Annotated in this window: 12 protein-coding genes; 8 read left to right on the top strand and 4 right to left on the bottom strand. The window is 70.3% G+C overall.

Annotated elements, in window-relative coordinates:
* Positions 1-220: 220 nt before the first annotated feature.
* Positions 221-454: a hypothetical protein gene (locus tag VM840_09290; GenBank protein ID HVL81772.1), complete on the bottom strand. Its 234-nt coding sequence runs from the start codon at positions 452-454 to the stop codon at positions 221-223.
* Positions 455-923: 469 nt separating this feature from the next.
* On the opposite strand from VM840_09290, the gene VM840_09285 reads away from it, so the two are divergent.
* From VM840_09285 to VM840_09255, 7 genes are all read left to right on the top strand, one after another.
* Positions 924-1841, top strand: coding sequence for a VOC family protein (locus tag VM840_09285; protein HVL81771.1), 918 nt, complete (start codon positions 924-926; stop codon positions 1839-1841).
* 333 nt (positions 1842-2174) lie between these two features.
* Positions 2175-3170 carry a tryptophan--tRNA ligase gene (trpS, locus tag VM840_09280; GenBank protein ID HVL81770.1) on the top strand — a complete coding sequence of 332 codons (996 nt, stop codon included), beginning with the start codon at positions 2175-2177 and terminating at the stop codon, positions 3168-3170.
* Positions 3171-3226: 56 nt separating this feature from the next.
* Positions 3227-6328: a fibronectin type III domain-containing protein gene (locus VM840_09275; protein HVL81769.1), complete on the top strand. Its 3102-nt coding sequence runs from the start codon at positions 3227-3229 to the stop codon at positions 6326-6328.
* A gap of 62 nt (positions 6329-6390) precedes the next feature.
* Positions 6391-7359, top strand: coding sequence for a magnesium transporter CorA family protein (locus VM840_09270; GenBank protein ID HVL81768.1), 969 nt, complete (start codon positions 6391-6393; stop codon positions 7357-7359).
* Between the two features lie 105 nt (positions 7360-7464).
* Complete coding sequence (locus VM840_09265; GenBank protein HVL81767.1) at positions 7465-8271, top strand: alpha/beta hydrolase; 807 nt, start codon at positions 7465-7467, stop codon at positions 8269-8271.
* Positions 8268-9467, top strand: a complete 1200-nt coding sequence (locus VM840_09260; GenBank protein HVL81766.1) for a SpoIIE family protein phosphatase — start codon at positions 8268-8270, stop codon at positions 9465-9467. Before VM840_09265 ends, VM840_09260 begins: the two co-directional genes overlap by 4 nt.
* Before the next feature lie 70 nt (positions 9468-9537).
* On the top strand, positions 9538-10416 hold the full coding sequence (locus VM840_09255; GenBank protein HVL81765.1) for a VOC family protein: 879 nt from the start codon (positions 9538-9540) through the stop codon (positions 10414-10416).
* Here the strand turns inward: VM840_09255 and VM840_09250 are convergent.
* Positions 10413-11033 carry a DUF2867 domain-containing protein gene (locus VM840_09250; protein ID HVL81764.1) on the bottom strand — a complete coding sequence of 207 codons (621 nt, stop codon included), beginning with the start codon at positions 11031-11033 and terminating at the stop codon, positions 10413-10415. The genes VM840_09255 and VM840_09250 overlap by 4 nt on opposite strands.
* The gene (locus VM840_09245; protein ID HVL81763.1) at positions 11030-11509 is read right to left on the bottom strand and encodes a hypothetical protein; all 480 of its coding nucleotides are present in this window, start codon (positions 11507-11509) and stop codon (positions 11030-11032) included. The genes VM840_09250 and VM840_09245 overlap by 4 nt, the downstream gene beginning before the upstream one ends.
* A gap of 58 nt (positions 11510-11567) precedes the next feature.
* Here VM840_09245 and VM840_09240 point away from each other — a divergent pair, with 58 nt between their 5' ends.
* Complete coding sequence (locus VM840_09240; protein HVL81762.1) at positions 11568-12107, top strand: MarR family transcriptional regulator; 540 nt, start codon at positions 11568-11570, stop codon at positions 12105-12107.
* 20 nt (positions 12108-12127) lie between these two features.
* Here VM840_09240 and VM840_09235 read toward each other — a convergent pair.
* A partial coding sequence (locus tag VM840_09235; GenBank protein HVL81761.1) for a 5'-nucleotidase C-terminal domain-containing protein occupies positions 12128-12437 on the bottom strand: 310 nt, incomplete at its 5' end.

Here is a 12437-nt window from a genome sequence, read left to right as displayed (position 1 = left end):
CCGAGGGTCCGGGGAGGGCCTATGCGCGCGCAGACGCGTCCAGACGCGGGCGGGACGTTGCCGGTTCGGGACACACGGTCCTCTTGCGGGCCGCCCTCCCGCCCCGTGCGTCCGGAGGCGGCAGGATGTCGCCGGTTCGGGACACTCGGTCCTCGTGCGACCCCCCTCCGGCCCACGTGTGTCCCGAGGCGGCAGGGCACCGCGAGCCGACGGGAACGCTCTACGTCGCCCGGTCCTCGATCTCCCACGCGTGGTCGAGCGCGTGCCAGGCCGACCGGCGGATCATGTAGCGCGGGGGCCAGTGCGGCGTCCGGCGGCGTGACGGCGCGGGGGGCTCCCCCCTCACCCGGCCGGCGAGCGTCTCCACGATCGCGTCCCGCAGGGACCCCATCTCACCGTCGTCGGCGTGGCGGCCCCCGATGCTCCGCAGGTAGGCGTGGTCCGCCTCGTACACATGCCGGACGATCGCGTCCAGCTCGCGCCCCCCGCCGCGCGGTCCCTTGCGGAGCTCGGCGCCGCGGTGGCGGTCGGCGGCGCGATCGAGCGCCGTCCAGCACGGCGCAGGAGCGCGACCAGCTCGTCCAGCCGTTCGGGGGTGAGCGGCTCCCGGTCGTCGGACGGTATGGCTCCGGGGGCGCCGAAGTCGGTCGTCGCGTCGCCCGGCAGCCGCTCGACGACCTCCAGCTCCCCGGACGGGACCCGGCGGCCGACGCTGCGGGCGTACCGGGTCCGGGTGGACGCGAGCGCATCCATGGCCGCGTCGGCGTCCCGGCCGCTGCGGCACCAACCGGGCCAGTGGAGGGCGGCCGCGAAGGAGCGACGCCTCCCGATCTCGAGGTACACGGGAATGGTCGGGGCCATGGGAGGTTCTACCCGATGGGAGCGGGGTAGGTCGACGGGACGCCCCTAGCACGGAGGACGACATGCAGCTCGAAGGCATCCACCACATCACCGCCATCACCGGGGACGCTCCGCGTAACGTCGATTTCTACGCGGGCGTGCTCGGGCTGCGCATGGTCAAGAAGACGGTGAACCAGGACGACCCGACCGTGTACCACCTCTTCTACGCGGACGAGAAGGGGAGCGCCGGCGCGGACATCACCTTCTTCGAGTACCCGAACGCCCAGCCCGGACGGGCGGGGGCCGGGATGGTGTACCGCGTCACCTGGCGGGTCGGCTCCCGCGACGCGCTCGGATTCTGGGAGGACCGTCTGAGGAGCCAGGGGGTGGAGGTCCGGTCGTCGGGGGAGACCCTCGTCTTCGCCGATCCGGAGGGCCTCGAGCTCGAGCTGCGGGTGTCCGACGTGTCCGACCAGCCGCTCGTCGCCCGTCACCCCGATGTCCCGGCCGAGATGGCGCTGCAGGGTTTCGACGGTGTCCGGGCCTACACGGCCGATATCGCGGCCAGCCGGTCCCTGCTCGAGCAGACGCTCGGGTTCACCCCACGCGGCGAGGAGACGTTCGAGGCTCGGGGCAGCGACCGGGGCGGGCTCTACGCGTACGACGTCTCGACGACCCGTGGGGTCCAGGGCGCGGGGACCGTGCACCACGTCGCCTGGGCATCGGAGATGGACGACCACGACGCCTGGCGCCAGCGCGTCGCCGCCGCCGGCATGAACGTGACCCCCGTCATCGACCGCTTCTACTTCCGGTCCATCTACTTCCGGGAGCCCAGTGGGGTGCTCTTCGAGATCGCCACGCTCGGCCCGGGGTTCGACGCCGACGAGCCGCTCGAGTCGTTGGGCGAGGCGCTCTCCCTCCCACCGGACTACGAGCACCTGAGGGGGCAGCTCGAGAAGATCCTCACGCCCCTTCCGAACCCGCGCCGGGAGCGCGTCTGAATCCACAGGAAAGTCACAGGTTGTTGCTCTAGCGTTCCACAACCGACCCGCCCTAACTTGTGCTTGCGCTCGTCACAACGGAAGCGGAGGACGCGAAGCCCGCGAGGGTGGAGGGTCCGAAGCGGACGGACGAGCAGACACGGACCTTCGGGAACGTGTCCAGGGGTCGGCTCGGAAGGACGAAGGGGAGGTCTCGAGAAGGAAGCGAACGGCCGGGAGGGCTAACGCTCGATCGGCCGGACGCCCGGACCGAACCGAACTTCCGCCCCTGAAAGACCGACTTCTGCGAAGGCCCCGGCTCCGGCCGGGGCCTTCCACTTGTAACCTGACGCGATGGACCGCAAGCGCGTCTTCAGCGGCATCCAGCCGGACGGCTCCCTGCACATCGGCAACTACCTGGGGGCCCTCAGCCAGTGGGTGCGCGACCAGCACACCTACGAGAGCGTCTTCTGCATCGTCGATCTCCACGCGGTCACCATCCCCGAGAACGTCGATCCGGCGTACCTGCGCGAGAAGATCCGTGAGCTAGCGGCCGTGTACCTCGCCTGCGGGATCGACCCCGAGGGATCGACCGTCTTCGTGCAGTCGCACGTCCCGGCCCACGCCGAGCTCACCTGGCTGCTCAACTGCGTGACCCCGGTCGGCTGGCTCGAGCGGATGACGCAGTACAAGGAGAAGTCCAGACGCCTGGAGAGCGTCCCCACGGGGCTCTTCGACTACCCCGTCCTGATGGCGGCCGACATCCTCCTCTACGACACCCATCTCGTCCCGGTGGGGGAGGACCAGAAGCAGCACGTGGAGCTGGCCCGCGACATCGCGGAGCGGTTCAACCGCCTGTACGGGGAGACGTTCGTGGTCCCGGAGCCGGTGATCAGGGGTTCGGCCGCGCGCGTGATGGGGCTGGACGACCCGACGGTGAAGATGTCCAAGTCGCTCATGCGCGAGAAGAAGGGACACGCGATCGCTCTGCTCGACCCCCCGGACGTCGTCCAGCGCGCCATCTCCCGCGCGGTCACCGACCCGGGGGCGGACATGTCCTTCGCCACCGCGTCTCCGGGCGTCCGCAACCTGCTCGAGATGTACGAGGTGCTGTCCGGACAGGACCGGGAGACGATCGAGGACCGGTTCGCCGGACAGGGGTACGGCGTCCTGAAGAAGGAGCTGACCGAGCTCGTGAACGAGACCCTGGCCCCCATCCAGGAGCGGTACAGGGAGATCCGGGCGGACGGGACGACGCTCGAGGACCTGTTCGCCCGCGGCGCCGACCGCGCCCGGACCCTCGCGGACGCCACCCTGGCCCGCGTGAAGGACCGGATGGGGATCGGTTAGACCCGGTGCGCTCGGCCCCTAAAGACGGGGCCGATATGACCGATATCTAGGGGGAGATGTCCTTCCTTCCCTCGTTCCTGCGCCCTCTTCGTCGCGCCTTCACCTGCGCGCTCGCCGTCGTGGCTGCGGTCGGCGCCGTTCCGGCGGCTCCCGCGGGAGCCGCGACGCGCCAACCTGTCCGTTCGGCTCCCACGCCGCAGCTGATCGCCGAGGCTGTCGCACGCGGCGAGATGAGCCGGGCGCAGGGAGCGCTCGAGCTGGCGCGGGCCGTCCTGGAGCCCGAGCGTGCCGACCGGCGCTACCGGAGCGACGCGCTCTGGTCGGGTACGACCCCGCTGCTGCGGGCGTACCGGATGTACGAAGACACGCCGGACGGGCCGGAGCGGACCCAGATGTCGGCCACGTTCGCCTCGCCGGTGGCCCCGTACTGCGGGGGTTCGGAGGGTCCGCTGCCGCACGTCCACGAGTCGGCCCGCTTCAGGATCGAGTACAACCAGGCCCAGCTGACCTACGGTCTGACCATCCAGGACTACGCCAACGAGCTCGAGGCGGCCTGGTCGAAGCAGGCCGGGACCTCCTCCGGGCAGCTCGGGTGGGCGCGGCCCCCGCTGAAGTCCTCCTCCAACGGGCGGTACCACGTCCGGATCGCCGACCTGGGCGAGGGCATCGGCGGATACGTCACCAACGTCGGCACCCATGCCGGACGGGTCGGGGACAACCCCAACACCTCCTGGACCGAGACCGACGCCCAGGCCACCTGCATGGTCCTCAACTCGGCGCTCGCCCCGGGGTCGGGCGATACCTGGAGGCGCCGGGTCCTGCGCACGATCGCCTCCCACGAGTTCAAGCACGCCATCCAGTTCGGGTACGGGGTACTCTTCGCGCCCAACGCGCCCTCCGATCTCGTGATCGAGGCCACCGCCAACTGGATGGCGGAGGAGACCCTGGGCGCCAACGCGGTCGTCTCCGGTCACCTGTGGCCCACCTTCTCCATGAACCACCTCGGCGAGAGCGGGAGCCTGGCCGCCGACCAGAACCCCTACACGTACTGGCTCCTGTTCCGGTCGATCAGCGAACGGTTCGGCAGCGGCGGGGAGGACGTGCTCCAGGAGACCTGGGAGCGGCTGAGCCAGGACCCGAGCATCTCGTTCGCGGCCGCCCTCGACGCGGCGCTGGCCAAGCCGGGACGCGGCGTCTCGCTGGGCTCTGCCTTCAACGACTACGCACTTGCCGTCCGGTTCAACAAGGCCTGCGGAGGCTCGTTCGCGCTCCCGTACTGCTTCGCCGCCGCGACCCGGTACGCAACCGACGCCCAGACGGGACCGGCTCCCACCACGATGGGGACGATCTCGTCGATCGGGGGGAGCCTGTCCAGGACCGTGCGGGACATGGCCGTGTCGTGGATCCGGCTCCCGGGCGGGTCGTCCGCCTACTCGGTCGCCGTCCGCAACGACGACTTCGCGGGCACGATGCGCCTCAGCGTCGCCTGCGACCTGGGGACCTCTCTGCGCCGGACCGCCGCGCCGGGAACGGCCGGGCCCCAGCAGACGGCTTCGGTCGCCTTCGACCCCTCGGGATGCGCGTCGGGGAGCGTCTACGCCGTCGTGACGAACGAGACGTTCGCCGGATCCACGGCGGCCCGTCCGTTCACGATCTCGGTCGCCGCCGTCTCGGCCACCGCGCCGTCGGCCCCCGCTGCTCCCACGGCCTCGGCCGGCAACGCCTCGGCCACCGTGAGCTGGACCGCCCCCGCCTCGGGAGGCGCGCCGATCACCGGCTACGTCGTCACCCCCTACGCGGGTTCGTCCCCGCTCGACCCCGTCCACGTCGACTCGCCGGACACGACCACGCTCGTGAAGTGGCTCGCCAACGGCACGGCCCACACCTTCCGCGTCCAGGCGCGCAACTCGGCGGGCCTCTCGCCGATGTCGCCCCACTCCGGCGCGGTCACCCCCAGCGGGAGCCTCCCGGCCTTCGACACGACCGGCCGCTTCACGCCGCTCGAGCAGCCGCTGCGCATCCTCGACACGCGCGACGGGACCGGCCGGGTCGGCGGGGCCACAGCGCCGATGGCGCCGGGCGCCACGCTCGACCTGCAGATCACCCGCCGCGCCGGCATGCCCGCGGAGGCCGAGGCGGTCGTGATGAACGTGACCGCCGTCCCTCCCACCTCGGGCGGATGGCTCGCGGTGTACCCGCGTGGGATGCCCCGTCCCCTCGTGTCCAACCTCAACTTCGGGCCGGACACCGTCGTCCCCAACCTCGTCGAGGTCCCCGTGGGCTACGCGGGCTGGGTCTCGATCCACAACAGCGGTGGCTCGCACGTGATCGCGGACGTGGCCGGGTACGTCGTGAAGGACTCCGAGGGCACGTCCAAGAGGGAGGGCCTGTACAGGCCGCTCACCCCGTCCCGCCTGCTCGACACCCGGGCCGGAGCCCCCCTGGGACCCGGACAGGTGGGCGACCTGCAGGTGGCCGGGCGGGGCGGCGTCCCCGCCTCGGGAGCCTCGGCGGCCGTGCTGAACGTGACCGTGACCCAGCCGTCGGCGCACGGCTGGCTCAGCGCGTTCCCGTCACCGGACGCACCCAACGCGCCCGTACCGTGGGTCTCGAACCTCAACTTCACCCCGGGTCAGACCGTCCCGAACCGGGTCGTCGTGCGCCTGTCGCACGACGGGTGGGTCTCGTTCTTCAACGCGGTGGGCTCGACCCACGTGATCGTCGACGTGGCCGGCTGGTTCACGGACCCCTCGGCGACCCACGCCACGACCACCGGGATCTACCACGGTCTCCCCCCGCGCAGGATCGTGGACACCCGACCGGGCAGCGGGCAGCCGTACGCGGGTCAGACGCTCGCTCCGCGTGGGGTCCTGACGGTGGACATCGCGGGTGCGGGCGGGGTCCCGCCGGCGACCGCCGCGATCAAGCCGCGCGCGGCGGTGCTGAACGTGACCGTCACCAACACCTCCTCGGGCGGATGGCTGACGGTCTACCCGGGGAGCGGCACCCGTCCGCTCGCCTCGGATCTCAACTGGGTGCCGGGGTTGACCGTGGCCAACATGGTGGTCGCGACCCTCGACGCGAACGGCCGGATCCGCGTCTACAACGACACCGGCAGCACCGACGTCATCGTCGACGTCGTCGGCTGGTACTCCTGAGCGATCGTTCGCGCCTCCTCCTACACTGACGCCTGCCGATCGCCTCGGCGCGGGAGGGCGCGTTGCTCACAGCGAGGTCGTACGAACGAGGGTCGGGGTGGACGCCCGTCACCGACGTCGCGGTGGTGAGCGACGTGATCGACGAACCCGGGCGGCTGCTGGTCGCCCACGCCGACCTCGCGACGCTGACCCCGCAGGACGTCACCTCGATCGCGGACGAGTTCGACCTCCACCCGCTCGCGATCGAGGACGCGACCAAGGCCAGACAACGTCCGAAGGTCGAGCAGTACGCGGCCCACGTCTTCCTGGTCCTGCATCAGCTCGATCGAACGGAGGAGCAGCTGAACCCCCGTCAGATCTCGTGCTTCGTAGGCCCCCGCTGGATGTTGGTCCTGCACGACGGCGCCGACCGATGCGTCGAACAGGCTCTCCGCCGGCTCGAGTCGGGGGTCCCCGAGCCCGAGCGTGGCTTCGCCGACATGCTGCATGCCCTCCTCGACGCGGTGGTCGACGACCACCAAGCTCACGCCGACGAGCTGGAGCGGGAGGTCGAGGACATCGAGGAGATCGTGCTCGCCGACCCGCGGGCCCCCGTGCAGCGACCCCTGTACTCGATCAAGCAGAGGGTGGCCCGGTTCCGCCGCTACGTCCTGCCCGTCTCCCGCATCCTCGACCGGGTGATCGAGGGAGCCACCGGTCCGATCGAGGCCGAGCGCCGGTCGTACTTCCGCGACGTGCAGGACCACACCCTGCGGATCGGGGATCAGATCCGCAGCACGGACGACCTCGCGCGCGCCATCCTCGACCTGATCGGCTCCGTCCACGCCCAGGAGATGGGAGAGGCGACGAAGAGGCTCTCTGCGTGGGCGGCCATCATCGCCGTCCCCACGTACATCGCGAGCGTCTACGGGATGAACTTCGAGCTCGTCCCGGACGAGGGCCGGATCTTCGGTTTCTGGTTCGCCATCACGATGATGGCCGTGACGGGGTCGGGGCTCTTCGCTTACTTCAAGCGCAAGAGGTGGATCTGAGGCGGCTCGTGCGCAAGACGTCCGGACGGCGGCGCTGCCGCCCCGGGAGCCTCCCGATACGATTGACGGACCCCCTCCCCGGGGGTCGACGCTGGGAGGAAGCAGATGGACGTCATCCGCCGCAACAACGTGTCCGTCTCCGGACGTCCGGACGGTCAGCCCATGATCTTCGCGCACGGCTTCGGCTGCGACCAGAACATGTGGCGGTACGTGGTCCCCGCCTTCTCGGACACGTACCGCATCGTGCTGTTCGACCACGTGGGGGCCGGGGGGTCCGATCTGAGCGCCTACGACCGTGACCGGTATGGCTCCCTGGACGGCTACGCCACCGACGTGCTCGAGATATGCGAGGCGCTCGACCTGCGCGAGGTCGTCTTCGTAGGACACTCCGTCAGCTCGCTCATCGGGGTCCTCGCTGCCACGCGGGAGCCGGACAGGTTCGCGAGCCTCGTACTGGTGGGGCCGTCCCCCTGCTACATCGACGACGAGGGGTACACGGGCGGGTTCAGCAGGGCTGACATCGAGGAGCTCCTCGAGTCCCTGGACAGCAACTACCTCGGCTGGTCGAGCGCGATGGCTCCGGTGATCATGGCGAACGGGGACCGGCCCGAGCTGGGGGAGGAGCTCACGAACAGCTTCTGCCGCACCGACCCCGAGATCGCCCGGCACTTCGCCCGGGTCACCTTCCTCAGCGACAACCGCGCCGACCTGTCTCGCGTGCGGACGCCGGCGCTCGTGCTCCAGTGCTCCTCGGACGCGATCGCTACCGTCTCCGTCGGCAGGTACGTCCACGAGCAGATCCCGGGCAGCGAGTTCGTGCAGCTGAAGGCGACCGGGCACTGTCCGAACCTGAGCGCTCCCGATGAGACCGTCCGGGCCATGAAGGACTTCCTGGCCGCGCGCGCGGGATGAGCTCGGTCCCACCCACCGACGACCTGGACCTGGGGTTCGTCGACCGCCTCGTACCCGCGGAGAACGCCGAGGACCTCTACGAGCACGCCCCGTGCGGGTACCTGTCGACGCTGCCCGACGGGACGATCATCAAGGTGAACGAGACCCTGCTCGCGTGGATGGGCTACTCCAGGCAGGAGCTGGTCGGGCGGGTGCGCTTCGCCGATCTGCTGAGCGCGGGCGGACGCATCTACCACGAGACGCACTACGCCCCCTTGCTGTCCATGCAGGGACAGGTGCGCGAGATAGCGCTCGACATGGTCCGTCGCGACGGGACGCGCGTCCCGGTCCTCGTGAACTCGATCCTCGTCCAGACCGAGGACGGGAAGCCCGAGGTCATCCGCACCAGCGTCTTCAACGCGACCTCGCGCCGGGAGTACGAGAGGGAGCTGCTGCGGGCCCGGGAGCACGCCGAGTCATCGGAGGCACGCGTGCGGGAGCTCGCCCAGACGCTCCAGACGAGCCTGATGCCCCCGTCCCTGCCCGATATCGCGGGGCTCGATCTCGGGGCGGCCTACCGGCCGGCCGGGAGAGGTGACGAGGTCGGCGGCGACTTCTACGACGTGTTCCAGACGGGGAGCGACGACTGGGCGGTCGTCATAGGTGACGTCTGCGGCAAGGGCGCCCAGGCGGCGGTGGTCACCGCGCTCGTCCGCTACACGGCACGCGCGGCTGCCATCCGATCGAAGCGGCCGAGCGCGGTCCTCAACATGGTCAACGACGGGTTGCTCCAGCACGGGGGAGAGCGTTTCTGCACCGCCCTGTACCTGCGGGTGCGGACCGCAGGAGGCAAGGCGCCCCGCATCACGTTCGCGAGCGCCGGACACCCGATGCCTATGCAGATCTCCGGCGACAGCGTCTCCCCGGTCGGGGAGCCGGGGATGCTCCTGGGTGTCGTGGAGCGGCCGATCCTGAGCGACAGCTCCCTACAGCTCGATCCGGGGGAGGCTCTCTTCTGCTACACGGACGGCCTGACCGAGGCGCGCCGCGGTGAGGACCTCTTCGGCGACGAACGTCTGGTCGACCTCCTGCGGGCGAAGGGAGGCAGGGGCGCGGACGAGGTCGCGCACACCACGGTCGACGAGGCGGTCCGGTTCCAGGACGGCGTCGCGCGCGATGACATCGCTGCGGTCGTGGTGGCCGCCCCCCGGATCTAGCCCGGCCGCCGATGCGTCGCCCGCGCGTCATAGGCTCACGGGACATCGGCCCGTAACCAGGAGGAGGAGCATGCACAGGTTCACCCCCCATCTGTGGTTCGACACGCAGGCCAAGGAGGCCGCGGAGCTCTACACCTCCCTGTTCGAGGGGTCGGAGATCACCTCGATCAGGACGCTCCGCGACACCCCGTCGGGGGACGCCGACGTGGTCTCGTTCGTCCTGTCCGGACAGCCGTTCATGGCCATCAGCGCCGGACCGCTGTTCACCTTCAACCCGTCCGTGTCGTTCATGGTCCCGTGCGACGGACCCGAGGAGGTCGACCGTCTCTGGACCGGCCTCATCGACGGGGGCAGCGCGCTGATGCCCCTGGCCGAGTACCCGTTCAGTCCGCGATATGGATGGGTGCAGGACCGCTATGGCCTCTCATGGCAGATCGGGCAGTTCCCTCCTGCCGCCCAGAGGATCGTCCCTGCGCTGCTGTTCGTGGGCGACGTGGCCGGCAAGGCCGAGGAGGCCATAGGTCTCTACACCTCCGTGTTCGACGACGCCGAGGTCGGGCGGATCCAGCGCTACGGCGCGGGCGCGGAACCGGAGCGCGAGGGAACCGTCATGTACGCCGACTTCGCCCTCGAGGGGTACGGGTTCGCGGCCATGGACAGCTCCTTCGACCATGGCTTCGCCTTCAACGAGGCCGTCTCGTTCATGATTCACTGCGACAAGCAGCAGGAGATCGACCGCTACTGGGAGAGGCTCAGCGCCGATCCGGCGGCCGAGCAATGCGGGTGGCTGAAGGATCGGTTCGGACTCTCGTGGCAGGTCGTCCCCCGGGCGCTGGACCGGATGATGGCCGAAGCGGACGATGAGACCCTCGGCCGGGTCACGCGAGCCTTCCTGGGGATGAAGAAGTTCGACCTTGCGCAGCTCGAGGCGGCGTACGCGGGAGCCTAGTCCCGCGGGCCGTGCCCGGAGGGCCGGCCCCGGGACGCCTCCCATCGTCGCTCGACCACGCGGAGCAGGGCCGGGTAGACCAGGAGATGGCGGAAGGGCTGGATGAGCATCAGGTAGGCCCGGCCGAGCGCACCGCGCGGCTTCACGTACACGCTCAGGTGCGCTCGATGCAGCCCGCCCGGCTCGCGCAACCATCCCAGGTGCAGCACGCCGTGCACGGTGTCGTTGGAGATCTCGGCCGCCCACTCGTCTCCCGTCCTGTAGAGGGGGGCGAAACCGTACGTCCGCAACCCGTCCCCGGGATGGGGTGCCGCGCCTACGATGCGCAGGTCGTCCGGCAGCCGGTCGCGCAGGGTCCTCTCGGTCGTGCCGGGGACGAGACGCTCCTTGGCGGGGTCGTCCCACCCCAGGAGGGTGCCGAGCAGGTGTCGGACCAGGAAGAGCGCCCGCGTCAGGAACGTCCCCGAACCCTTCGGGTCGAAGGCGGCGATGAGCTCGATGACGTCGTCGAACTCCTCATGGCGACCGGTGACGGGGAGCGGCCATACGTCCAACAGCTCGAAGTCGTGAGCGATCCGGTCGATCACGCGGGTGGACGGGGGCTCGGTCCGGCTCATGCGGCTGCCGCCTCGGCGCCGACCCGCTTCGCGGCCAGGAGGAGCAGGCCGGGCATCGCCCGCCGGTGCACGACCGACAGGGGCTGCCACACCCGTTCCGCGACCGCCCGGTCGTACCTCCCGAACGTCCCGACGCTCAGCCGGTCGTCGGACAGGAGGAGCGTCACGTTCGCGGTGAGGCACCAGGAGCTCGCCTCGAGCCGGATCCAGTCGTCGCCGCGCCCCCCGACCCTCCAGCCGCCCACGCTCTCGGGCGAGGTGTCCAGGCGGAGGCCGAGGACGACCCGCCATACGAACTGTCCCGCGGGTCCGGCGGCGTGCTCGACGAGGGCCCGCGCCCACTGCTCGGGCGTCCGTTCCCGGGCCATGTCCGTGTGGATGGTGAAGACGTCGAAGTAGTCGGGCGTGAACCCGACGAGCGTCTGCATCCCTTCGGGGACGTTGCGCTCCTGGTGGACGACGGGCAGAGTAGGCATCAGGTACCTCCTGAGCGTTCAAGATATTCTGTATGTTCAAACTATAGGAGACATCGTGATGGACCGCCAGACCGCGATCTTCGTCGACGGCGTGGGGGCCGGCGCGGCGCCGTCGGGGATCCTCTCTCAGCTCCAGGGACGGATCTTCGCGCTCCTGTACCTGAGCCCCGAGCCGTTGTCGCTAGACGACATAGCCGGGGAGCTCCAGCAGTCGAAGAGCAACATCTCGATGACCATCCGCGGCCTCGTGGAGTGGCACCTGGTGCGCCGGGTCGACGTCCCCGGCTCCCGGAAGGATCACTACGAGGCGGCGACCGACTTCTGGAGAGTGATGCAGGAGATCTTCGAGCGCCGCTTCCGGTGGATGGTTAGACAGGTCGTGGCTACGGTCGACGAGACCCGCCGGGTGGCCGACGCCGACGGGACGAGCTCGAAGCAGGAGGCGGCGTTCGTCGAGGGTCGGCTCGAGGAGATGCGCAGCTTCTTCGCCACGCTGGACGCCGGCATCACCGCTTTCGCGCAGGGGGAGCCGATCACCGCCGACTGGTTCCGGACCGTGACGAAGGCGCCGCCCCGACGGGAGCCGGGGCGGCGCTAGCTCGTCCGGTCGTACCGAGGTCAGCGGATGTCGCGGATGCGCCCCTCGGTCGCGGGCCGGACGGTCCCCGCCGCCCGGATGTGGTCCAGGAGGACGTCCGCCATGAGCTCCCGCGTCACGCCCGCTCCGTCCGCCAGCATCGTGTAGCCGTCGCCTCCACCGTTGAGGAAGTCGTTCGTGGCGGCGGAGTAGCGCGACTGGTCGGGTGGGATCGGGGTCCCGTCATCGAGCGTCACCGAGACGATCCGCGATCCGGCGGGCCGATCGGAGTCGTACTCGAAGCGCAGCCCCGAGACCTGCAGGAACCCGCCGGATCGCGGATCGTCTCGG

The sequence above is a fragment of the Actinomycetota bacterium genome, assembly GCA_035540895.1.
Lineage (GTDB): Bacteria > Actinomycetota > JAICYB01 > JAICYB01 > JAICYB01 > DATLFR01.
This window is presented reverse-complemented; position numbering and strand designations above follow the sequence as displayed.

What these genes read in the sequence shown, in the direction of transcription:
- VM840_09245 (HVL81763.1), bottom strand. Translation starts at nt 11,509, where the DNA reads ATGCCTACTCTGCCCGTCGTCCACCAGGAGCGCAACGTCCCCGAAGGG.
- trpS (HVL81770.1), top strand. Translation starts at nt 2,175, where the DNA reads ATGGACCGCAAGCGCGTCTTCAGCGGCATCCAGCCGGACGGCTCCCTG.
- VM840_09255 (HVL81765.1), top strand. Translation starts at nt 9,538, where the DNA reads ATGCACAGGTTCACCCCCCATCTGTGGTTCGACACGCAGGCCAAGGAG.
- VM840_09275 (HVL81769.1), top strand. Translation starts at nt 3,227, where the DNA reads ATGTCCTTCCTTCCCTCGTTCCTGCGCCCTCTTCGTCGCGCCTTCACC.
- VM840_09260 (HVL81766.1), top strand. Translation starts at nt 8,268, where the DNA reads ATGAGCTCGGTCCCACCCACCGACGACCTGGACCTGGGGTTCGTCGAC.
- VM840_09265 (HVL81767.1), top strand. Translation starts at nt 7,465, where the DNA reads ATGGACGTCATCCGCCGCAACAACGTGTCCGTCTCCGGACGTCCGGAC.
- VM840_09240 (HVL81762.1), top strand. Translation starts at nt 11,568, where the DNA reads ATGGACCGCCAGACCGCGATCTTCGTCGACGGCGTGGGGGCCGGCGCG.
- VM840_09250 (HVL81764.1), bottom strand. Translation starts at nt 11,033, where the DNA reads ATGAGCCGGACCGAGCCCCCGTCCACCCGCGTGATCGACCGGATCGCT.
- VM840_09285 (HVL81771.1), top strand. Translation starts at nt 924, where the DNA reads ATGCAGCTCGAAGGCATCCACCACATCACCGCCATCACCGGGGACGCT.